Source organism: Methylobacterium sp. WL116, assembly GCF_008039455.1.
GTDB lineage: Bacteria > Pseudomonadota > Alphaproteobacteria > Rhizobiales > Beijerinckiaceae > Methylobacterium.
In genome coordinates this window covers 1-21,556 of the sequence record NZ_VRUV01000027.1, presented here as the reverse complement: position 1 = coordinate 21,556, position 21,556 = coordinate 1, and the positions used below count along the sequence as shown (strand labels likewise).

General features: G+C 71.5%; 18 protein-coding genes. 10 read left to right on the top strand and 8 right to left on the bottom strand.

Annotated elements, in window-relative coordinates; all coding sequences use genetic code 11:
• Window positions 1-534, bottom strand: a 534-nt coding sequence (rsgA, locus tag FV223_RS04615) for a GTPase RsgA (protein ID WP_246689604.1), incomplete at its 3' end; no start/stop codon positions are given.
• A 300-nt stretch (window positions 535-834) separates the two neighbouring features.
• Here rsgA and FV223_RS04610 point away from each other — a divergent pair.
• From FV223_RS04610 to FV223_RS32370, 8 genes are all read left to right on the top strand, one after another.
• A complete protein-coding gene (locus tag FV223_RS04610) occupies window positions 835-2,820 on the top strand; it encodes a malonate decarboxylase subunit alpha (RefSeq protein WP_147725697.1) in 1,986 nt (661 codons plus the stop codon).
• A 273-nt stretch (window positions 2,821-3,093) separates the two neighbouring features.
• Window positions 3,094-3,273: a hypothetical protein gene (locus FV223_RS04605; protein WP_147725696.1), complete on the top strand. Its 180-nt coding sequence runs from the start codon at window positions 3,094-3,096 to the stop codon at window positions 3,271-3,273.
• Between the two features lie 435 nt (window positions 3,274-3,708).
• Complete coding sequence (locus FV223_RS04600) at window positions 3,709-4,587, top strand: STAS domain-containing protein (RefSeq protein ID WP_147725695.1); 879 nt, start codon at window positions 3,709-3,711, stop codon at window positions 4,585-4,587.
• 4 nt (window positions 4,588-4,591) lie between these two features.
• On the top strand, window positions 4,592-4,993 hold the full coding sequence (locus FV223_RS04595; RefSeq protein WP_147725694.1) for an STAS domain-containing protein: 402 nt from the start codon (window positions 4,592-4,594) through the stop codon (window positions 4,991-4,993).
• Window positions 4,974-5,393 (top strand): anti-sigma regulatory factor, encoded by a 420-nt coding sequence (locus FV223_RS04590; RefSeq protein ID WP_147725693.1) that lies wholly within the window; start codon window positions 4,974-4,976, stop codon window positions 5,391-5,393. Before FV223_RS04595 ends, FV223_RS04590 begins: the two co-directional genes overlap by 20 nt.
• 2 nt (window positions 5,394-5,395) lie before the next feature.
• Window positions 5,396-6,391: an ATP-binding protein gene (locus FV223_RS04585; protein WP_147725692.1), complete on the top strand. Its 996-nt coding sequence runs from the start codon at window positions 5,396-5,398 to the stop codon at window positions 6,389-6,391.
• Window positions 6,388-8,301: an ATP-binding protein gene (locus tag FV223_RS04580; RefSeq protein ID WP_147725691.1), complete on the top strand. Its 1,914-nt coding sequence runs from the start codon at window positions 6,388-6,390 to the stop codon at window positions 8,299-8,301. The genes FV223_RS04585 and FV223_RS04580 overlap by 4 nt, the downstream gene beginning before the upstream one ends.
• Window positions 8,301-8,426, top strand: coding sequence for a hypothetical protein (locus FV223_RS32370; protein WP_281406260.1), 126 nt, complete (start codon window positions 8,301-8,303; stop codon window positions 8,424-8,426). Before FV223_RS04580 ends, FV223_RS32370 begins: the two co-directional genes overlap by 1 nt.
• A 75-nt stretch (window positions 8,427-8,501) precedes the next feature.
• Here the strand turns inward: FV223_RS32370 and gyrB are convergent, their stop codons facing one another.
• The 3 genes from gyrB to FV223_RS04565 all read right to left on the bottom strand — a co-directional run bounded on the left by gyrB (window position 8,502) and on the right by FV223_RS04565 (window position 12,766).
• The gene (gene gyrB / locus FV223_RS04575) at window positions 8,502-10,979 is read right to left on the bottom strand and encodes a DNA topoisomerase (ATP-hydrolyzing) subunit B (protein ID WP_187274726.1); all 2,478 of its coding nucleotides are present in this window, start codon (window positions 10,977-10,979) and stop codon (window positions 8,502-8,504) included.
• A gap of 177 nt (window positions 10,980-11,156) precedes the next feature.
• Window positions 11,157-12,116, bottom strand: coding sequence for an aldo/keto reductase (locus tag FV223_RS04570; protein ID WP_147725690.1), 960 nt, complete (start codon window positions 12,114-12,116; stop codon window positions 11,157-11,159).
• A 5-nt stretch (window positions 12,117-12,121) separates the two neighbouring features.
• Entirely contained in the window at window positions 12,122-12,766 is a 645-nt protein-coding gene (locus tag FV223_RS04565; protein WP_147725689.1) for an MBL fold metallo-hydrolase, read from the bottom strand.
• 329 nt (window positions 12,767-13,095) lie between these two features.
• Between FV223_RS04565 and FV223_RS04560 the strand changes: the two genes are divergently transcribed.
• Window positions 13,096-15,447, top strand: a complete 2,352-nt coding sequence (locus FV223_RS04560) for a TonB-dependent receptor (RefSeq protein ID WP_244029246.1) — start codon at window positions 13,096-13,098, stop codon at window positions 15,445-15,447.
• A gap of 57 nt (window positions 15,448-15,504) precedes the next feature.
• Here the strand turns inward: FV223_RS04560 and FV223_RS04555 are convergent, their stop codons facing one another.
• The 4 genes from FV223_RS04555 to FV223_RS04540 all read right to left on the bottom strand — a co-directional run bounded on the left by FV223_RS04555 (window position 15,505) and on the right by FV223_RS04540 (window position 18,309).
• On the bottom strand, window positions 15,505-15,873 hold the full coding sequence (locus FV223_RS04555) for a hypothetical protein (RefSeq protein WP_147725688.1): 369 nt from the start codon (window positions 15,871-15,873) through the stop codon (window positions 15,505-15,507).
• 58 nt (window positions 15,874-15,931) lie between these two features.
• A complete protein-coding gene (locus tag FV223_RS04550) occupies window positions 15,932-17,599 on the bottom strand; it encodes an alpha-amylase family protein (protein ID WP_147725687.1) in 1,668 nt (555 codons plus the stop codon).
• 64 nt (window positions 17,600-17,663) lie between these two features.
• Complete coding sequence (locus FV223_RS04545; protein ID WP_246689603.1) at window positions 17,664-17,933, bottom strand: BrnA antitoxin family protein; 270 nt, start codon at window positions 17,931-17,933, stop codon at window positions 17,664-17,666.
• Window positions 17,934-17,946: 13 nt separating this feature from the next.
• Window positions 17,947-18,309 carry a BrnT family toxin gene (locus tag FV223_RS04540; protein ID WP_246689602.1) on the bottom strand — a complete coding sequence of 121 codons (363 nt, stop codon included), beginning with the start codon at window positions 18,307-18,309 and terminating at the stop codon, window positions 17,947-17,949.
• 65 nt (window positions 18,310-18,374) lie between these two features.
• Here FV223_RS04540 and FV223_RS04535 point away from each other — a divergent pair, with 65 nt between their 5' ends.
• Complete coding sequence (locus FV223_RS04535) at window positions 18,375-21,395, top strand: transglycosylase domain-containing protein (RefSeq protein WP_147725685.1); 3,021 nt, start codon at window positions 18,375-18,377, stop codon at window positions 21,393-21,395.
• Window positions 21,396-21,556: the final 161 nt, after the last annotated feature.

Sequence of the window (21,556 nt, the reverse complement as noted above, 5' to 3'; positions counted from 1 at the left end):
GCGGCGCGGGTTGACGCCGACCACCGACAGCCCGCGCTGGAGGGCGGCGGCCTGCCGGCGGTAGGCCTCGACGTCGTCGGTCAGGTCGGCCTTGGTCAGCAGGATCACCGGGTCGGTGCCGCCCTGGTTGGCCAGGGCGAGGTAGCGCTCCAGGCGGGCCGGGTTGAAGTCGGCGTTGCACGAGGTGACGACGAACAGGGTGTCGACGTTGGCGGCCGCGGCCTGCGGGACCTTGCCGCCCTCGGTGCGCCTCTGCAGCACGGTCCTCCGCGACAATCGGCGGTGCAGGGTCAGCGTCCGCGGATCGGCCAGGACCCAGTCGCCGACGGTGACGTCGCCGGTGCTGGCGTGGACCGGCAGGATCAGCTCGACGGGGCCGGCCGCCGACAGCGCCGTCAGCCGGGAGCGGTGGACCAGGGCGATCCGCATCGGCGCGAAGCCGGCATCGGCGGCCTCGCACTGGTCCTCGAAGAAGCCGGACCAGCCGAGGCTGGCTGCTTCTGCGGCGCGGAGGGCGTGGGGATCATCGGTCACGGCTTCAGCCCATGACACGGCGCCGGCCGGCTGACCAGTGAGCCGCGCGCGTGCGGAAGCGCCGCGGGATGCCGAAGGCGCAGGATCTGAATTCAATATTCTGCGCGTGGAAGAACGAGTTAATTTCAACGTCGCGACAAATAATGTTCGTTTGCAGGGCAGCCTTGGCTTGCCCTAACCTCCCCCCGAGCGGTCCCGCGCAGCCATGCCGTCGCGGTCCGTCAAGAATAGAGCCTGAGCCAACAGGTGCCGCAAGGCAGTGGCCGCAAGACCGGAACGGTCGTCGGCAGGGAGAGTCGCGTGAAGAAGAACAAGATCGTCAGCGCCGACGAGGCGATCGCCCTCATCCGCACCGACGACGTCGTCACGACGACGGGCTTCGTGCAGAGCTGCATCCCCGAGGCGCTGCACGCGGCCCTGGAGAAGCGCTTCGTCGAGACCGGCGCGCCCGGCAACCTCACCCTGATCATGACCGCCGGCGCCGGCGACAGCAAAGGCCTCGGCACCGGGCGCCTCCACCACGAGGGCCTGCTCGGGCGGGTGATCGCGGCGAACTTCGGGCGGATGCCCAAGGTGGCGCAGGCCGCGCAGGACAACCGCATCCGCGGCTACAACCTGCCGCAAGGGGTGATCTCGCAGCTCTACCGGGCCTGCGCCGCCGGCCAGCCCGGCCTGTTCTCGAAGGTCGGCCTCCACACCTACGTCGACCCGCGCCACGGCGGCGGCCGCGTGAACACCCTGACGACCGACGAGATCGTCAAGGTCGTGGAGGTCGAGGGCGAGGAGTGGCTGTTCTACCGGGCCACCAAGATCGACGTCGCCTTCATCCGCGCCACCAGCGCCGACCCGTCGGGCAACCTCTGCGTCTCCAAGGAGGCGCTGACGCTGGACAACCTCGCCCAGGCGATGGCCGCCCGCAACAACGGCGGCATCGTCATCGCGCAGGTCGAGCGCATCGTCGAGCAGGGCTCGATCAAGCCCAAGGACGTGCGCGTGCCGGGCATCCTGGTCGATTGCGTCGTGGTGGCGCCGCCCGAGCAGCACCGCATGAACTACGGCGTGCAGCACGACGCGGCGCTCGCCGGCGAGATCCGCGTGCCGGTCACCGGCCTGAAGCGGATGACGCTCGACGCGCGCAAGATCATCGCCCGCCGCGCCGCATTCGAGCTGCCGCCGAACGGCGTGGTCAACCTCGGCGTCGGCGCGCCCGAAGGCATCTCCTCGATCGCCAACGAGGAGAAGGTCACCCCCTACATCACCCTGACGACAGAAGCCGGCGCCGTGGGCGGCGTGCTCGCCTCCGGCTCGAGCTTCGGCGCGGCCACCAACGCCGACTCGATCATCGACCAGAACCAGATGTTCGACTTCTACGACGGCGGCGGCCTCGACATGACCTGCCTCGGCATGGCCGAGTGCGACGGCGCCGGCAACGTCAACACCAGCCGCTTCGGCGGGCGGCTCAACGGCTGCGGCGGCTTCATCAACATTTCGCAGAACGCGCGCAAGGTGGTGTTCGCCGGCACCTTCACCTCCGGCGGCCTCGTCACCGAGATCGACGAGGGACGCCTGCGGATCGTGCAGGAGGGCCGCTCGCGCAAGTTCGTCGGATCCGTCGAGCAGAACACCTTCAGCGGGCCGTTCGCGCAGGAGCGGCGGCAGCCGGTGCTCTACGTGACGGAACGCTGCGTCTTCAACCTGACCCAGGCCGGGCTGGAGCTGATCGAGGTGGCGCCGGGCATCGACATCGGCCGCGACATCCTCGCCCACATGGACTTCACGCCGGTGATCGAGAACCCGATCCCGATGGACCCGCGCATCTTCCGCGACGAGCCAATGGAGTTGCTCGCCGACCTCCTGAACCTCAACCTGCCCGACCGGGTGAGCTACGACCCGGCGCGCAACCTGCTGTTCGTCAACCTCGAAGGCTGGCAAGTCCGCTCGAAGGGCGACATCGACGCGCTGCGTCAGGTGCTCGAGACCGCCTGCCTGAAGGCCGGGCAGCGGGTGAACTCGGTGGTCAACCACGACGGGTTCCGCATCGGCGAGAACCTCTACGACGACTACGCCGAGATGATCGAGTACCTGTCGAAGTACCACTACCTCACGACGACGCGCTACGCGACGAGCGCCTTCCTGCGCCTGAAGATGCAGGAGGCCCTGAGCCGCCGCGGCCTCGCCCCGCACGTCTTCGAGCGCCGCTCGGAGGCGCACGCCTTCCTCGAAGCCGCCGAGCGCGAGGCCGCGCAGGCCGAGGTCGGCGAGCGCCCGCTCCGCGCGGCCGAGTGATCGGAGGTCCGGCCGGACGCCGGGACGCGAGCGTCGGCGCCCGGATCCTGCGCGTCTCGGCCAAGTCGGGTCTAGCCTGAAGGCTCGGCTCATCAAGATGGCGCAAGCATCGATCGGACGCATGCCTGTCATCGAACCCGTGACGGGAACTCCGGGCGACGAGCACGCTTGGCTAAGTCTGATGTCGGGGGCTGCCGCGACGCCGGATCGAATCCGTCGATCGGGCAGGGTCGCCGGGACGCAGCCCTGCCCGACGCCGAAAGCGAGACGACCGTGCCCTTCTTCGAGAGTCGTTGGCTCTACGCCTCGCCCGTGAACGCGACCGAGCGGCATCTCGGCCGCACGTTGCGCGCGATGTACGAGGCCTTGCCGACGCCGCCGCCCTCCGAGCAGCTCTGCACGCTGTTGCGGAAGCTCGACGACGCCGTCGCGGCGGCCGATCCGACGCCCTGACGGGTCGGAGGCCGCCCTCGACCGGCGGGCCGCGCAGCGCGCCGTCGGTCTCCGCTTCGTCCGAGGCGTCACCGGGTTCCACGGGCAAGCCGCCGTCCGCCCGGACGCTGGCGCCCGACCATGAGAGCCGTCTCCTCCACGCCGGCCGGACGTCGTCGCCGACGCGATTTCTCCGGCTCTGCCAAGCGCTTGGCCAAGAGCTTGGCCAAGTTCTTCAAAGTCACGCAGCACCTCAAATCCGGGCGGCGCCTCGCCGCATCCGTCTCGCGGCGCGCGAGGACGGTCCGGGCCGATGATGGTTCCGGGCGTGGGAAATCTTTCTTTTCACTGATCCGAATGCAAGCATTGTCGCGAGAGAGACCGGACTTGGCGGCGATGCAGCCTATCGAAACGGTCACGACCCAGGTAGATGCTGGATCACGACAGGGGGAAGACATGACGCGTATCGATGGCGCCGAGGTCCTGAAGCGGACGCTCGCGGACGACGAGGCCGCCATCCTCGATGCCTGGACCCTGTCCCTCCGGGAGGGGACATCCCTGCAGAGCGGCCGCATCCGCGAGGCCGAGCTCCAGACCCAGGCCAGGGCGGTCTATCGCCAGCTTCGGGACGCTTTCGCCGCGGGCGGGCTCGACGCCGACGCGGAGGGCTTCGCCCAGCTCCGCGACACCCTCGCCGACATCTCGCGCTCGCGGGCGATCCAGGGCTTCACGCCGACCGACACGGCCAACTTCGTGTATTCCCTCAAGCCGCCGGTCTTCGAGGCCCTCGAGAAGGCCCACGCGACGGACGCGGCGACGCTGGCGGCGGGGACCCGGGCCGCGAGCAGGGTGCTCGATCGGCTCGGCCTGCACACCATGGAGGTGTTCCTGGCCAGCCGCGAGGAGGTGATCGGGCGCCAGGGGCAGGAGATCGCCGAGCTCTCGACCCCGGTGGTCCGGCTCTGGGACGGCATCCTCGCGCTGCCGCTCATCGGCACCCTCGACAGCGCCCGGACCGGCGTCGTGATGGAGAACCTGCTCCAGGCGATCGTCGACGAGGAGGCCGAGATCGCCATCATCGACATCACCGGCGTGCCGACCGTCGACACCCTGGTGGCGCAGCACCTGCTGAAGACCGTCGCGGCGGCGCGGCTGATGGGCGCCGACTGCATCGTCTCCGGCATCCGGCCCCAGATCGCCCAGACCATGGTCCATCTCGGCGTCGAGCTGAACGTCGTCTCGAAGGCGACCCTGGCCGACGCCTTCGCCGTCGCCCTGAGGCGGACCGGCCGCAAGGTGGTGCGCCAGCAGGCCTCCATCGAGGGACGCGGCTGACGCCATGGACCGCATTCCGATCCTCAAGCTGGGTGGCGCCCTCATCGTCACCATCCAGGTCGACATGCACGACCGCCTCGCTCTCGCGCTGGAGGAGGACCTCACCGCGATGATCGCGCGCACCGGCGCACGCGGCGTCCTGCTCGAGATCTCGGCGCTGGAGATCGTCGATTCCTTCATCGGGCGCATGCTGGTGAGCATCGCCGCCGTCTCGCGCGTCCTCGACGCGGAGACGGTCGTGGCCGGCATGCGGCCGGCTGTCGCCATCACCCTGGTCGAACTCGGGCTGGAGCTGACCGGCATCAAGACCGCCCTCAACGTCGAGCGCGGCATGGCGCTGATCCAGGCGCGGCTCGCCGAGGAGGAGGACGGCTGCGGGGGCGACCGTGAAGGCCACGAAGGCTGAGCCCCCGAAGGCCGAGACCCTCGCGATCCGCTCGGGCGACGACGTCGTGCGGGTGCGCCAGCGGGTCCGCGCGCTCGCCGTCGAGATCGGCCTCGGGCTCGTCGACCAGACCAAGATCGTCACCGCCGCGAGCGAGCTCGCGCGCAACACCCTCGACTACGGCGGGGGCGGCCACGTCCACGCGGAGATTGTCCAGGCCGGGACGCGCCGGGGCCTGCGCCTGACCTTCGAGGATCAGGGCCCCGGCATTGCCGACATCGATCAGGCGATGACCGACCACTACACTTCCGGCGGCGGGCTCGGCCTCGGTCTCGGCGGCGCCAAGCGGCTCTCGAACGAGTTCCACATCGCGTCGACCCCCGGAGCCGGCACCCGCGTGACGATCGCGCGGTGGAAGTGAGCATGCACCGGATCACCGTGACGGAAGCGAGCCAGGTGGCCGAGGCGCGGCGGCGCGCCGTCGCCGTGGCGCAGGGCATCGGCTTTGACGAGACCGCGGCCGGACGCGTGGCCCTGGTCGTCACCGAGCTCGCCACCAACGTCGTCAAGTACGGCGTGCCGGGCGAGGTCCTGGTGGGCACCTACGAGGACGGGACCGGCTCGGGGGTCGAGATCCTCGCCCTCGACAAGGGCAACGGTTTCCAGGATCTCGGCCTCGCCCTGCGCGACGGCCATTCCACCGGCGGCAGCGCCGGCGAGGGGCTCGGCGCGGTGCGTCGCCTCTCCGACGCCTTCGACATCGTCTCCCGGCCCGGCCTCGGCACCTCGGTGCTGGCGCGCCTGTCGATCGACAAGACGCGCACCCCGGACGGCGTGCCCGGCTTCGGCGCGGTGACGGTGCCGCTGAAGGGCGAGACCGCCAACGGCGACGCCTACGCCGTGCGCGAGCGCGACGACGGCTGGACCGCCATCGTGTCGGACGGCCTCGGCCACGGGCCGGAGGCCGCCAAGGCGTCCGAGGAGGCCCTCAAGCTGTTCCGGCGCCATCGCGACGAGCCGCCCGCGGCGATCCTCGCCGCCATCCACGCGGGCCTCTCCCACACCCGCGGCGGCGCGATCTCCGTCGCGCGCTACGCCCGGGATCGCGCCACCCTCGCGCTGGCCGGCATCGGCAACGTCGCCGGGGCGGTGGTCTCCGGCGCGGCGATGAAGCGGACGGTCAGCCTGGCCGGGACGGCCGGCCACGCGGCCCGGCGGATCCAGGAGTTCGAGTACCCGATGCATGCGCGGGACCTGTTCGTGCTCTGCTCCGACGGCATCGCGACGGGCTGGTCCCTCGACGCCCATCCGGGCCTCGCCGGCGCCCACCCGACCCTCGTGGCCGGGGTCATCCTGCGCGACTTCGCCCGCGCCCGCGACGACGCCACCGTGCTGGTCGTGCGGGGGGACCCGGCATGAGGTGGCCGCTGCTCTCGAGCCTGGTCGAGCACGAGGACGACATCATCGCGGTGCGCCAGCGGGTGCGCGGGCTGGCCGAGCGCCTCGGCTTCGGCGTCCAGGACCAGACCCGGATCGCCACGGCCCTGTCCGAGATCGCGCGCAACGCCTACGGCTACGCCGGCGGCGGGCGGGTCGAGTACGGCCTCGACGCGGTGGAGGGCGGCCAGATCCTGCTGATCCGCGTCCGCGACGCGGGGCCCGGCATCCTGCATCTCGATGCCATCCTGGAGGGGCGCTACCGCTCGACCACCGGGCTCGGCATCGGCATCACCGGATCGCGCCGGCTGATGAACCGCTTCGAGATCGAATCCGTCGTCGACCACGGCACGATGGTGACGTTCGGGATGCGGCTGCCGTTCGGCTCCGAGACCTTCACGGGGCGCCGGCTGACCATTCTGGCCGACGACGTCGCCCGGGCCCGGACGGACGAGCCGGCGACCGCCATGCGCGAGCAGAACCGCGAGCTCCTGCGCAGCCTCGCCGAGCTCGCCGAACGCGAGGAGGAAGCCCAGCGCCTGAACCGGGAGCTGTCCGACACCAACCGGGGCGTGGTGGCGCTCCACGCGGAGCTGGAGGCGCAGGCCGCCCTCCTCCGCGAGGCGGGGGCCCTCCTCGAAAGCCAGGTGGCGGCCCGCACCGCCGAGCTAGCTGCGGCGAACGCCCGGCTCCTCGCCGAGGCGGCCGAGCGCGAGCGGATGGAGCAGGACCTCCGGCAATCGCAGAAGCTCGAGGCGGTCGGCCAGCTGACCGGCGGCGTGGCGCACGACTTCAACAACCTGCTGACCATCATCCGCTCGTCCGTCGACTTCCTGCGCCGGCCGGACCTGCCGGAGGACCGGCGCAAGCGCTACATGGACGCCGTCTCCGACACGGTCGACCGCGCCGCCAAGCTCACCGGGCAGCTCCTGGCCTTCGCGCGCCGGCAATCCCTCAAGCCGGAGGTGTTCGAGGTTGGGGCGTGCCTGAACGGCGTGGCCGAGATGCTCGACACCATCACCGGCGCGCGCATCCGCGTCCGGGTCGAGGCGTCGGACAGGCCGGCCCTGGTGCGCGCCGACCTCAACCAGTTCGAGACGGCCCTGGTGAACATCGCCGTCAACGCCCGCGACGCGATGGACGGCAGCGGGACGCTGACGATGCGGGTGGCGGCCGGGCAGGCCATGCCGACGATCCGGGGCCATGCCGGCTCGCGCGGGCCGTTCGCAGCGGTCTCGCTCGCCGACACCGGCTCGGGCATTCCCCTCGACGTGCTCGGGCGCATCTTCGAGCCGTTCTTCACCACCAAGGACATCGGGCGCGGCACGGGGCTCGGGCTCTCCCAGGTGTTCGGCTTCGCCAAGCAGTCCGGCGGCGACGTCGACGTGACGAGCGAGATCGGCCGGGGCACGACCTTCACCCTCTACCTGCCCGAGGTCTCGTCGGAAGCGGTCGAGGTCGCCGTCGCCGACCCCGACGCCGCCCTGTCGCCGGCGGGGCTGGGCCAGCGCATCCTGCTCGTGGAGGACAACCTCGAGGTCGGCGCCTTCTGCTCGCAGATCCTCGAGGACCTCGGTTACGCGCCCGAATGGGTGGTCAACGCGGAGGAGGCGCTCGCGCGCCTCGGGACGGACGGGGCCGGCTTCCGGGCCGTCTTCTCCGACGTCGTCATGCCCGGCATGGGCGGCATCGAGCTCGCCAAGGCGTTGCGCCTCCGCATCCCGGCCCTGCCGGTGGTGCTAGCCTCGGGCTACAGCCACGTGCTCGCCCGCGAGGACAGCCACGGCTTCGAGCTGCTGCACAAGCCCTACTCGGCCGCGCAGGTCGGCCGGGTCCTGCGCCGGATCATCGGCACCGCGCCTTCGGCCCCCGAACCCCCGGAGCACGGCTGATGACGCAGGATCCGACGGCGCCCGCCGCGCTGTCCGAGCGCGACCGGCTCGCCGCCCTCGCGGAGTACGGGATCCGCGACAAGCTGGACATGCGCCGGGCTCTCGGCGCGAACGGGCTGTCCTGACATCCGATACGGCGGACACCGAGGTCTGTGGGAGCGTCGTCCGGCCGTCGGCCGGACGCGTCTCGCACCGACGGATCACACGTCGAGGTTGGCCACGCTGAGCGCGTTCTCCTGGATGAACTCGCGCCGGGGCTCGACCACGTCGCCCATCAGCTTGACGAACAGGTCGTCGGCGTCGGTGGTGTCCTTGACCTTGACCTGGAGCAGCGAGCGGATGTCGCGGTCGAGCGTCGTCTCCCACAGCTGCTGCGCGGTCATCTCGCCCAGGCCCTTGTAGCGCTGGAGCTGGAGCCCCTTCCGGCCGAACGCCATCACCGCCTCGAACAGCGCGACCGGCCCGTGCAGGACCGTCGATTCGCCCTTGCGCGAGAAGGTGACCGGCTCGCCGTAGATCTCGCGGAGCGCGTCGGCGCGGTCGGCGAGGCGGCGCGCCTCCTGCGAGGCGATGAGGCCGGCATCGAGCGTCGCGACCTGGCGCACGCCGCGCAGCGTGCGCCCGAAGACGTAGCCGCCCTCCGACGCCTCGCCCTGCCAGCCCTGCTCGATGTCGTCGGCGATGGCGTCGAGGCGCCTGGCCGTCACGTCGGCCAGGACCTCGGCCTCGCCCGCGTGCTCGGCCGCCTCCGGCCGGAAGGCGCCGGCCAGCACCGCCTGCTCGACCACCGAGCGGTCGTAGCGGGTGTGCAGGCCGAGCAGGATGCCGCGGAAGGTGCGGGCCTCCTCGACCAGCGTCTTGAGCTGCGGGCCGCCGAAGGCCGCGCCCGAGGCCAGCGTCAGGGTCGCGCCCTCGACGCCCTGGTCGATCAGGTAGTCCTCGAGGGCGCGCTCGTCCTTGAGGTAGAGCGCCTTGCGCCCGCGCTCGGCTTTGTAGAGCGGCGGCTGGGCGATGTAGAGGTGGCCGCGCTCGATCAGCTCCGGCATCTGCCGGAAGAAGAAGGTCAGGAGCAGGGTGCGGATGTGCGAGCCGTCCACGTCCGCGTCGGTCATGATGATGATGCGGTGGTAGCGCAGCTTGTCCGGGTTGAAGCCCTCGCGGTCGGTCGAGGACCGCCCGATCCCGGCCCCGAGCGCGGTGATCAGCGTGCCGATCTCGGCCGAGCCGAGCATCCGGTCGGCGCGCACGCGCTCGACGTTGAGGATCTTGCCCCGCAGCGGCAGCACCGCCTGGAAGGTGCGGTCGCGGCCCTGCTTGGCCGAGCCGCCGGCCGAGTCGCCCTCGACCAGCAGGATCTCGCACTTGCTCGGGTCGCGCTCCTGGCAGTCGGCGAGCTTGCCCGGCAGCGAGGCGATGTCGAGCGCGCCCTTGCGGGTCACGGTCTCGCGCGCCTTGCGCGCGGCCTCGCGGGCCGAGGCCGCCAGGATCACCTTGCCCATCACCGACCGGGCCTGGGACGGGTTCTCCTCCAGCCAGTTCGACAGGCCCTCGTTCAGCACGTTCTCCACCGCCGGGCGCACCTCGGAGGAGACGAGCTTGTCCTTGGTCTGCGACGAGAACTTCGGGTCCGGCACCTGCACCGAGATCACCGCGGTCAGGCCCTCGCGGCAATCCTCGCCGGTGAGGGTGATCTTCTCGCGCTTGGCGATGCCCGACGATTCCGCGTAGCCGGTGATCTGGCGGGTCAGCGCGGCGCGGAACCCCGCCATGTGGGTGCCGCCGTCGCGCTGCGGGATGTTGTTGGTGAAGGGCAGCACCGTCTCGTTGAACGAGTCGTTCCACCAGAACGCCACCTCGACGCGGATGCCGTCGCGCTCCGAGCGCACCATGACGGGCTTGGACACGCCCTCGATCGGCTTGCGCGAGCGGTCGAGGTAGCGCACGAACGCCTCGATCCCGCCCTCGTAGTACAGCTCTTCGCGCCGGTGCTCGGGGTGGCGCGCGTCGGTCAGCACGATCCGGACGCCGGAATTGAGGAAGGCGAGCTCGCGCAGGCGCTTCTCCAGCGTCGCGAAGTCGAACTCGATCATCGTGAAGGTGTCGGTGGAGGGCAGGAAGCTGACCTCCGTCCCCTTCCGCCCGTTGCCGGGGCCGAGGACCTTGAGCGGGGCCACGGCGTCGCCGTGGCGGAACTCCATCGTGTGCTCCTTGTCGTTGCGCCAGATGCGCAGGCGCAGCCACTGCGACAGGGCGTTGACGACCGAGACGCCGACGCCGTGCAGGCCGCCCGAGACCTTGTAGGAATTCTGGTCGAACTTCCCGCCGGCGTGGAGCTGGGTCATGATGACCTCGGCCGCCGAGACGCCCTCCTCCTTGTGGATGTCCACCGGGATGCCGCGGCCGTTGTCCGAGACCGTGCAGGAGCCGTCGGCGTTCAGCGTCACGGTCACGAGGTCGGCATGGCCCCCCAGGGCCTCGTCGATGGCGTTGTCCACCACCTCGTAGACCATGTGGTGCAGGCCCGAGCCGTCGTCGGTGTCGCCGATATACATGCCGGGGCGCTTGCGCACGGCATCCAGGCCCTTGAGCACGCGGATCGACTCCGCGCCGTAGGCGTCGACGAATTCGGCGGGGGGCACGGCGCCCTGGGACAGGTCGTTCGGGTTCTGGTCAGACATCAAGGTCCTCGGGCAGGCGGGTCCGAGCGCGAGGGTCCGGCGCCCGCTTGGGAGCAGCCCCGCCTGCGATTCGATCAGTCCGCCTCATATAGGCGTTCCGCCTTGAAATTGCATCGTTTCCAGGCTTGCACGGCCTGGCTCGGTCCCGTGTTCTGACGCGGCCGCCTTAACGTCGGGTTAGGCCTGAATCCCGCCGGCCGTCGCCGCGTCGAGGCGTGCGATCGCATCGGGCGGGAGGCGCAGCGTGGCGGCCCCGATCAGCTCGTCGAGCTGCGCCACCGAGGTCGCGCTGGCGATCGGCGCGGTGATGCCGGGGCGCGCCATGATCCAGGCGAGCGCCACCTGCGCCGGGCTGGCGCCGTGCTCGGCGGCGACCGCATCGAGCACGGCGAGCAGCGCGAAGCCCTTCGGCGTCAGGTACTTCGACACCCGGTTCTCGCGGGCGCGGCCGGCGGCGGACTCCGCCGAGCGGTACTTGCCGGTGAGGAAGCCGGCCGCGAGCGAGAAGTAGCCGATCACGCCGAGCCCGGCCTCGCGGCAGACCGGCTCGAGCTCGGCCTCGTAGCCGCGCTCGGCCAGGCTGTAGTCGGGCTGCAGGCATTCGTAGCGCGGCAGGCCCGCGCGTTCCGCGACGGCCAGCGCCTCGCGCAAGCGCGCGGCGGAAAAATTCGAGGCGCCGATCGCCCGCACCTTGCCCGCCTGGATCAGGCGCTCGTAGGCGCGCAGCGTCTCCTCCTGCGGGGTCGCCGCGTCGTCGGCATGCGACTGGTACAGGTCGATCCGGTCGGTCCGGAGCCGGCGGAGCGAGGCCTCGCAGGCCTCGGCGATGCGCGCGGGCGCGAGGCCGGTCCTGCCCCCGCCCATGTCCATGCCGACCTTGGTCGCCAGCACGACCTTGTCCCGCGTGCCGCGCGCGGCGAGCCAGCGGCCGATCACCGCCTCCGACTCGCCGCCCGCATGCCCGGGGGCCCAGCGCGAGTAGACGTCGGCCGTGTCGACGAAGTTCAAGCCCGCGTCGACGAAGCGGTCGAGGATCGCGAAGGACGTGGTCTCGTCGGCCGTCCAGCCGAAGACGTTGGCGCCGAGGCACAACGGGGCGACGGACAGGCCGGAGCGGCCGACGGGGCGCGTTTCCATGGCGCTCAACCCTGCAGGAACGGGTTCGAGACCCGCTCCTCGCCGAGCGTCCCGGTGGGGCCGTGGCCGGGGATGAAGGCGAGGTCGTCGCCGAGCGGCAGCACCTTCTCACGGATCGCGCGGATGAGCTGGTCGTGGTTGCCGCCCGGCAGGTCGGTGCGCCCGACCGAGCCCTTGAACACCACGTCGCCGACCAGGGCGAAGCGCGCGTCGCGGCTGACGAACACCACGCTGCCGGGCGAATGGCCGGGGGCATGCAGGATGTCGAAGGCCAGCGGCCCGACGGTCACGGCGTCGCCCTCGTCGAGCCAGCGGTCGGGCACGACCGCGCGGGCGCCGTCGATGCCGTAGTTGGCGCCGGTCTCGGGCAGCGAGTCGAGGAGGTAGCGGTCGGCCTCGTGCGGGCCCTCGATCGGCACGCCGAGGCGCTCGCGCAGCTCGGCCGCGCCGCCGGCATGGTCGATATGCCCGTGCGTCAGCAGGATCTTCTCCACGCTCACGCCCTGCTCGGCGATCGCCGCCTCGATCCGGTCGAGGTCGCCGCCGGGATCGACCACGGCGCCGACCTTGGTCGCGGCATCCCAGATCAGGGTGCAGTTCTGCTGGAAGGGCGTGACCGGGATGATCCCGACGCGGGGCGTGCCTGGCATGGTGGTCCGTTCACCGAGTGGAGGGTGGAAGCGCTGCCCGTTCTAACCCCGATCGGGTCGAGCCGCACCCCGGGGGCGGCCGCACCGCAGGAGCGCTTGTATCCGAAATGCGACGGCTCGGCCGATTCATCGCGCGTGCGCCGCCGCCGGCTGGTTGGTTGACGGTGCAACCGATACAACTTTGTGCACAATCCGTCGTCCGTCTCGCCTTCCTCCAACTCGCCTTCGTCCGTCTCGCGGATCTGCGCCGTGCCCGTGCCGCCCGCCTTCGTCGACATCGCCGCGCGGTTGCCGGTCGCGCCGCGCGTCGACCGCATCGGGTGACCGCGATGGCGTTCCGGCGCTTGCGGGGGCGCGTCCGCCTCCGCCGGATCGTGCCCGCCCTGATGCTGGCCCAGCTCGTATCCGCGGCGGCTGGGGCGGAGGCCGCGGCAAGGCCGGAGGCGGAGGTCCGATCCGGATCGGACGACGGCGTCACCCTCGACACGCTCTCCGTCGTCGGCGAGGCCCGCCCCGACGAGCCCCGCGGCTTCGGCGTGTCCGCTCCGCCCGGATCGGCCCCGAGCCCGATCGAGAACCCCGTCGGCCAGGTGGTGACGTCGATCGGGCGCGCGGGCGCGATCGACGACCGGCCGCCGACGGGGATCGGCGCCGTGCTCGCCAACAGCCCCGGCGTCACCGTCCGCCAGGGGCTCGGCGGCCGCGACGTGGTGATCTCGATCCGCGGCAACAACGCCCGCTCCACCGGCATCACCCGCAACATGGTGGTGCTGGAGGACGGGTTCCTGGTGACGCAGGCCGACGGCGCCTCGCGCTTCGACCTGTCGGATCCCCGCGCCTATTCGCGGATCGACGTGTTCCGCGGGCCGCAATCGGCCCTGTTCGGCAACTATGCCAGCGGCGGCGCGCTGGCCTTCCGCACCCGCACCGGCCGCGAGATCGACGGCGCCGAGGTCGCGGTCGACGCCGGCAGCTTCGGCGTCCTCAACACGTCCTTCGCCGTCGGCCAGGCGAGCGGCCCGTTCGAGATCAGCCTGTTTTCCAGCGACGCGCGCGGCAACGGCTACCAGGGCCATGCGAGCTTCGACACCCAGACCGTCAACCTGCTGGCGAGCTACACCCCGAGCCCGGACGACCGCTTCACCCTCAAGGTGATCGACAACGTGGTCTCCACCGGGCTGCCGGCGCGCGCGTCGCTGAACCAGTTCACCCTCAACCCGTACCAGCGCGGCTGCGAGACCGCCGCGACGGCGGCGCCCGGCTGCGCGACGGTCGCGATCCTGCGCAATGGCATCTTCGGACGGACCGTGGCGGTGACCGCCGACGAGGGCGGCTTCGGGCGCGACGACCGCCGCACCGTCGTCGCCGGCCGCTGGGAGCACGACGTCGACGCGCAGACGACCTGGCGCGTCCAGGCCGGCTACGACGAGCGCCGCTACGACCAGCCGTTCTACACCCTGGCGGGCCGCGCCAGCCTGCCCTCGGTCAACCTCGCCGCCGACCTGACCCGGCGCGGCGAGCTGTTCGGGCTGGCCGCCACCGGCTACCTCGCGCTGAGCTACGACACCATCGACATCCGCGCGCCCACCTTCAACCGGGCGGCCTACGGGGGACCGCGGATCGGCGCGCTGATCGGCCTGCAGGAGGCGATGCAGGACAACCTTGGCGGCCGAGCACGGGCCGAGATCGCCGTGTCCGACCGCTGGACCGCCGTGCTCGGGATCGGCGCGACGCGGACCGCGATCGCCGGGCGCAACACCACCTTCGCCTACACGGCCGCCGGCGCCGCCTCCGCCGTCACCGGGGTCGACCCGACCTACGTCAACGTCGCGCCCGAGCTGATCCTCGTCTACCGGCCGGATGCGGACTGGGCCCTGCGCGGCCGGGTCGCCGCCGGCTACGCGACGCCGTCGGTCGGCAACCTGTTTGTCACGCCGGCCGGCATCCCCGGCGACAACACCGGGCTCCGGTCGCAGGAGAACCTCGGATTCGACCTCGGCGCGGACTGGTCCCCGACGGCGGGCGTGCGCGTCAGCCTCACCGGCTTCTACGAGCTCTTCCGCAACGAGCTGGTCGGCCAGTCGCCGGGGGCGGGGCTCCTGTCCTACACCTTCAACGTGCCGGCCTCGGAGCACCGCGGCATCGAGCTCGGGGCGGAGGCGGCGCTCGGCTCGGGCTGGCGCGGCACGCTGGCCTACACCTTCGACGCCCAGGTCTACACGCGGTTCGTCGAGCGCCTCGCGGCCGGCCCGCTCACCGCCGCGTTCGACCGGGCCGGCAACCGCATCGTCGGCGTGCCGGAGCACCAGCTCCTCGCCCGGATCGGATACGACGTGCCGGCCGGGCCGCTCGCCGGCCTCGGCGCCTACGCCGAGGCGGTGGCGCAGGACGGATCCTTCCTCGACAACGCCAACCTGCTGCGGGTGCCGGGCTTCGCGGTCCTGAACCTCAACGTCCACTACGCGACGGCGCTCGTCGGCGACGTCCGGCGCCTCGACCTCTACGGCGAGGTCCGCAACGTCCTCGACACCGCCTATGTCGGCGCCGCCAACCCGCTGGCGAACACGCTGAGCCCCGTCACCGGCTTGCAGAACGGCCGCGCCGTGCTCGCGAACACGAGCGGCACGATCTTCGCCGGCCCGCCGCGGATCTTCATGACCGGGATGCGGCTGCGATTCTGAGCCTCGTCGCGCGCGGTCGATGGAGCGCGCGGGAGGACGATGCTCTCGGGGTCTCGCTCAGTCGGCCGCCCCGCCCTTCGGCCGGCGGAAGCCGTCGTGGAGCGCCAGCATCTCCGCCATGCCCAGCGCCCGGCTGCTCCAGCGGGTCTCGGCGGTGTTCACCTGGGTGAAGCGGTCGTGCGAGCGGCCGCCATAGGCGCCGAACAGCACCAGCGCCTCCGCGCCGTCGGGCGCCGGGCGGTCGATCCGGTAGGAGGGCGGGCCGCCCTTCGCGGTCACCCCGATCCGCACCACGGCGTCGCCGAAATGCTTCTGGCACATCCGCATGGTGGCGAGCACCGCGCGGAGATAGGCCTCGCCGTCCTCGAGGTCGGGCAGCACGTCGGCGATGGTCGCGTCGGGCGAAAGTGGGGGGCGTCGGGGCATCGGGTTCTCGCTTCCCGGTCTCCCCTACCCTGCCGCGGCGGCAAGCGCGAGGCGCCGGTCAGGTCGGCTTGCGCTTCAGTAGCGCGTCGAGCCCGCCGACCCGAAACCAGTGATAGCCGTAGCCCTCCAGGTAGAGGCCGTGGCGCCCGGCATCGTCCGCCTCGCTGCGCTCGCCCGTGAGCAGGTCGATCAGCAGCAGGCCGTCCGGCGCGGGGACGCCGGTGTCGAGCGCGACCTCGGTCGGGCCGGGCCCGAGGTTGTGGAGGCACAGCACCGCGTTGCCGCGCCAGTCGTAGCGGAGCGCCAGCACGGCCGGCTGGCCGGTCTCGAGCGCGGTGACATCGCCCCAGCCGATCTCCGGCGCCTCCTTGCGCAGGCGGATGATGCTCTGCATCCAGTTGAGGAGCGAGCCGGTCTCGTGGCGCTGGTCCGCGACGTTGACGTGCGCGTAGCCGTAGGCGCCGTGGTCGATCGGCGGCATGGTCGGCGTCGCCGACCGGGTGAAGCCGCCCTGCGCCTCGGGCGTCCACTGCATCGGCGTGCGGGCGCAGTCGCGCTCCTTCAGGGTCAGGTCGTCGCCCATGCCGATCTCGTCGCCGTAGCGCAGCACCGGGGTGCCGGGCAGCGTGAACATCAGCGAGTAGGCCAGCCGGATGCGGCGCGGGTCGCCGTCGAGCATCGGCGCGAAGCGGCGCCGGATGCCGCGGTCGTAGAGCTGCATGCCCTTGTCGGGGCCGAACCTCTCGAAGACGGTCTGGCGCTGCTTCTCGGTCAGGCGACCGAGGTCGAGCTCGTCGTGGTTCCTCAGGAAGATGCCCCACTGGCAGGAGAGCGGCCGGGGCTTGGTCCGCTCGATCGCCTTGACGAGCGGCCGCGCGTCGTGGGCCGCCAGCGCGTAGAAGGTCGCCTGGTTGACCTGGAAGTTGAACATCATGTGCGCGCGGTCGGCGTCGTCGCCGAAATAGTCGAGGTCCTGGCGGGGCAGGATGTTGGCCTCGGCCAGGATGATCGCGTCGCCCTTGCGCCATTGCAGGAACTCGCGGAAGTCGCGCAGCATGTCGAACTGCTCGCGCGGCGCGCCCGTCACGTCGGCGCCCTTCTCGGCGATGACGAAGGGCACCGCGTCCATGCGGAAGCCCGAGACCCCGAGCTCGATCCAGAAGCCCATGATCTTCAGGATCTCGGCCAGCACGGCGGGGTTGGCCGTGTTCAGGTCGGGCTGGAAGTCGAAGAAGCGGTGGAAGTAGTAGGCGCCCGCCGCCTCGTCCCAGGTCCAGGTCGTCGTCTGGACGCCGGGAAACACCATGCCTTCGTCGGCGTTGGCCGGCTTCTCCTTCGACCAGACGTACCAGTCGCGATAGGGCGAATCCGGGTCGGAGCGGGCGGATTGGAACCAGCGGTGCTGGTCCGAGGTGTGGTTGACCACGAGGTCGATCAGCACCCGCAGGCCGCGCTGCTTGGCGGCGTGGGTGAAGGCCACGAAGTCCCCGAGCGACCCGTAATCCGGGTCGACCCCGTAATGGTCGGCGATGTCGTAGCCGCCGTCGCGCTTCGGCGAGGGCTGGAACGGCATCAGCCACACCGCCGTGACGCCGAGCCCCTGGAGGTAGTCGAGCCGCCGCTCCAGCCCGGCGAAATCGCCGATCCCGTCGCCGTCGGCATCCATGAAGGTGGCGACCGACAGGCAGTAGATGACGGCGTTCTTGTACCAGAGGTCGGTGATCATCGGGCCTCGCGAGGTCGAAGGGGGCCCGACGCGCGCGGCGGGACGGAGGAAGCCGGCCGGTCCGCTACTTCCGCGCATGCTCCATGTAGGCGCGCAGCACGGCGTTGATCCGGGTCTGATATCCGCGTCCCTGGCCCTGGAAGAAGGCCAGGACGTCGGCGTCGAGCCGGATGGTCATCGGCTTCTTGCGCGACTCAGGGTGGAACACCGCCTTGCTCCAGTCGATCTCCAGCCCCGCCTCGTCGGGGTCGGAGGCGACCGCGGCCTCGACCTCGGCATCGGTCATGGCCTTCACGGCCTCCCAGTCTGTCCGGTCCTCGCCGTCCCTCCGCATCGCAGTCAGTTCCTCAGCCGTATAGCTGACGATATGCGGCTCGTTCCTCATGACGTGCCCTCCGGAGTGAGATCGCGCGACGCCGATCGCCGCGCCATGTCCAGACCAGGGCGACGAACACCCCGTCGAGTTCGGCGACGGTGATCATGCGCGGCTCGGGCGCATGCGTCGACGGCAGGTCGAGCCGGGCGCGACCGTCGAACAGGAGGTCCGCCCTGACGAAATCGAGCCGGTGCTTGGCAAGGTTGCCGAGCCGCTTGGCCTCGTCCCACTCGAACATCGCAGCGCACCGTAACGTGTCCATACGAAGCGTCAATACGCAGCCGCGCACAAGCCCGGGGCGAGGCACGCTCCTTAAAACAGCCGCGTTGTGCACGCCCTGTTCAGGGCGACGCCCGCAGGTTCGGGGCGCGCGTGGAAGAGCCCGGTGCCCCGGATTTCATGAACACCATCCTGATCAAGCTGTTCGCGACCGCCCTGACGCTGAGCCAGGTCACGACCAAGCCCGATGCGGTGAGGACCCGGTTCGACCCTGCCGTCGACGGTCCGCAGGTCGTGCAGATCCTGCGCGACGGCTGCGCGCACATGCGAAAAGCCTTCGACATCGAGGACATCAACCTCGACGAGCTGATCTCCACCGCGATGGAGGACCCGAGCGCGGTGGCGGGGCCGGCGGCGCCGAAGATCCTGCACGGGCTCGACATCGGCGAGCTGAACACGAGCTACAAGCAGTTCTGCAAGGGCGAGAACCCCAAGACCTCGCCGTTCGACGCCCGCGAGGTGATCGAATTCTACAACAAGGCGACCACCGATCTGCCGACCGCCGAGGCCCTGCGCGACAAGGCGCTGCCGGGCATGACCCGCATCCTCGACGCCTCGGGAAAGCCCTTCGCCGAGACCTTCGAGCCGAACGGCCGCCGCCTCGTCGTGCCGATCGGCGACGTGCCGCAACTGGTCCGACAAGCTTTCATCGCCGCCGAGGACAAGCGCTTCGAGAGCCACCACGGCATCGACGAGCGCGGGGTGATCCGCGCCTTCATCGGAAACCTCGCCGCCCCGGGCCGCCCGGCCGGCGGCTCGACCATCACGCAGCAGGTGGTGAAGAACCTCTCGGTGGGCGACGACGTCACCTACGAGCGCAAGATCCGCGAGATGATCGTCGCCTCCCGCCTGGAGCGCATCCTCGGCAAGCCGCAGATCCTCGGGCTCTACCTCAACGGGATCTATCTCGGCCGCGGCGCCTACGGCATCGAGATGGCCGCCAGGAGCTATTTCGGGAAGTCGGTGGGCGAGCTCACCCTGCCCGAGGCGGCGCTTCTCGCCGGCATGCCGAAGGGCCCCAACTTCTACAGCCCCGACAAGTACCCCGAGCGCGCCCGCGAGCGCCGCGCCTACGTGCTCGCCCGCCTCAAGGAGGAGGGGGCGATCACCGAGGCCGAGATGGCGGCGGCCGTCGCCTCCGACCTCGGGCTGAAGCCGATCGAGACCGCGCGGCGGGATTCCGGGTTCTACGTGGTCGATCATCTCACCCGCGAGGCCCGCACCTTCGCCGGCCTCGACTCGCTCACCGCTTCGTCCTTCACCGTGCGCTCGACCATCAATGCCGGGCTGCAGCGGGCGGTCGAGGGCGCGCTGCAGGACGGGCTGGCGAATTACGAGCGCGGCACCGGGCGCCAGACCTTCTCCGGGCCGGAGTTCAACCTCGCCGACAGCGTGCGCAAGCTCGGGGCGGCGACGCCCGCCCCCGAGGCGGCGCCGCAATCGCTGCCGGGCGTGACCGGGGCGGAGGCGAAACCCGCGGCGAAACCCGAGGCGGCGAAGGCGGCCGTCGGCAGGCCGGCGCGCGGAAAGCCGGTCGCCGCGGCGGCGCCCGCCGAGAAGCCGGTGTGGCTGCGGGCGCTCGAGAGCGCCCGGCCGGTGCTCTACGACGTGCGCTGGCCGCTCGCCGTGGTGCTGGAGACCGGCCGCAACGGCGTGAAGGTCGGGCTCGGCGACGGCCGCGTCGCGCTGCTCGACCCCGGCATCGCTCGCGGCAGGCTGCAGCCGTACGACGTCGTCCGGGTGAAGCTGCGGGACGGCAAAGGTCTGCGCGCCGAGATCCGCGTGAAGCCGTCGGTGCAGGGCGCGGCCCTGGTGCTGGAGAACCGCACCGGCCGCATCCTGGCGATGGCCGGCGGGTTCTCCTACCCGGCGAGCCAGCTCAACCGCGTGACGCAGGCGGTGCGCCAGCCCGGCTCGACCCTGAAGCCGCTGACCTACCTCGCCGCGCTGAATGCCGGCCTGCAGCCCAACACCCTGGTGATGGACGCGCCCGTGACCCTGCCGCCGATCGGCGGGGTCGGCGACGCATGGTCGCCGAAGAACTACGAGGGCGGCGGCTCCGGCCCGACGACCCTGCGGCGCGGCCTGGAATTCTCCAAGAACCTCGTCACCGCCCGCCTCCTCCAGGGCGGGATCGCGGACAAGGCGCCGGCCAGCCTCAAGCGGGTCTGCGACATCGCCCTGGAGGCGCAGATCTACGCCGCCTGCGAGCCGTACTACCCGTTCGTGCTGGGCGCCCAGCCGGTGCGGATGATCGACCTCGCCGGGTTCTACGCCGCGGTGGCCAACGAGGGCGCCCGCACCGCGCCCTACGCCCTCGAAGGGATCGAGCGCGACGGCAGGACCGTCTACGCCCACGCGGCCCGCGAGCCGGTGCGGATCGGCTCGGCCGACCGGGTCGCGTTCTACCAGCTCAAGACCATGCTCCAGGGCGTGACCAACCACGGGACCGCGGCGGCCCTGGCGCGGGTCTCGCAGTTCGTGGCCGGCAAGACCGGCACCTCGGAGAACGAGAACGACGCGTGGTTCGCCGGCTTCACCAACGAGGTCACGGTGGTGGTCTGGGTCGGCTACGACAACGCCGACGGCACCCGCAAGACGCTGGGCCGCGGCCAGACCGGCGGCCACGTCTCCGTGCCGATCGCGTCCGCGATCTTCCAGGCCGCCTGGGCCAACGGCGTGGCCAAGACCCCGCTGGCCCCGCCCTCTCCGGAGGCGCGGCAGATGCTCGTCGACCTCTCGATCGACCCGCGCAGCGGGCAGCGCGTCTCGGGCGGCGGGTTCACCGAGCACTTCCGCAAGGCCGCCGACGGCCGCATGGCCGACACGCAGTACAAGCTGCTGCCGCGCGAGAACGCCTACGCGATGCGGCCGGACGCGGAGGACGGCGACCTCTCGGGCCTCGAGGACGGCGCCGACGTCGCCGGCGACGCCTACGGCAACCGCGCGCCCGATGCCGACCTGCTCGACCCGTTCGGCGACCGGCGCCCGGCGATGCGCAGCCACCGGGCCCAGGGCGACCTCGACGGCGGCTCCCGGCTCTGGCCCGGCCAGACGGCGCGCTCGCCCTTCGGCGACGACGATGCCCGGCCGCGGCGGCGCGACCCCGATTACCTGTTCGGCGACGACCCGCGCTACTGACGCCGCCGCCCCTCCCCCTTTCCCATCGAGGTTTCTTTCGTGCGGATGCAGCTTCCGGCTCGCCTTGCCCTGCCCTTGCTCGTGCTCCCGGGGCTCGTGCTCTCGGGCGCCCCATGCGCGATGGCCCAGGCGCCGGCACCGTCGCCCGCGCAGCCGGGCAT

What these genes read in the sequence shown, in the direction of transcription:
- FV223_RS04585 (WP_147725692.1), top strand. Translation starts at nt 5,396, where the DNA reads ATGCACCGGATCACCGTGACGGAAGCGAGCCAGGTGGCCGAGGCGCGG.
- FV223_RS04595 (WP_147725694.1), top strand. Translation starts at nt 4,592, where the DNA reads ATGGACCGCATTCCGATCCTCAAGCTGGGTGGCGCCCTCATCGTCACC.
- FV223_RS04560 (WP_244029246.1), top strand. Translation starts at nt 13,096, where the DNA reads ATGGCGTTCCGGCGCTTGCGGGGGCGCGTCCGCCTCCGCCGGATCGTG.
- FV223_RS04550 (WP_147725687.1), bottom strand. Translation starts at nt 17,599, where the DNA reads ATGATCACCGACCTCTGGTACAAGAACGCCGTCATCTACTGCCTGTCG.
- FV223_RS04535 (WP_147725685.1), top strand. Translation starts at nt 18,375, where the DNA reads ATGAACACCATCCTGATCAAGCTGTTCGCGACCGCCCTGACGCTGAGC.
- FV223_RS04570 (WP_147725690.1), bottom strand. Translation starts at nt 12,116, where the DNA reads ATGGAAACGCGCCCCGTCGGCCGCTCCGGCCTGTCCGTCGCCCCGTTG.
- FV223_RS04565 (WP_147725689.1), bottom strand. Translation starts at nt 12,766, where the DNA reads ATGCCAGGCACGCCCCGCGTCGGGATCATCCCGGTCACGCCCTTCCAG.
- FV223_RS32370 (WP_281406260.1), top strand. Translation starts at nt 8,301, where the DNA reads ATGACGCAGGATCCGACGGCGCCCGCCGCGCTGTCCGAGCGCGACCGG.
- gyrB (WP_187274726.1), bottom strand. Translation starts at nt 10,979, where the DNA reads ATGTCTGACCAGAACCCGAACGACCTGTCCCAGGGCGCCGTGCCCCCC.
- FV223_RS04545 (WP_246689603.1), bottom strand. Translation starts at nt 17,933, where the DNA reads ATGCGGAGGGACGGCGAGGACCGGACAGACTGGGAGGCCGTGAAGGCC.
- FV223_RS04600 (WP_147725695.1), top strand. Translation starts at nt 3,709, where the DNA reads ATGACGCGTATCGATGGCGCCGAGGTCCTGAAGCGGACGCTCGCGGAC.
- FV223_RS04580 (WP_147725691.1), top strand. Translation starts at nt 6,388, where the DNA reads ATGAGGTGGCCGCTGCTCTCGAGCCTGGTCGAGCACGAGGACGACATC.
- FV223_RS04555 (WP_147725688.1), bottom strand. Translation starts at nt 15,873, where the DNA reads ATGCCCCGACGCCCCCCACTTTCGCCCGACGCGACCATCGCCGACGTG.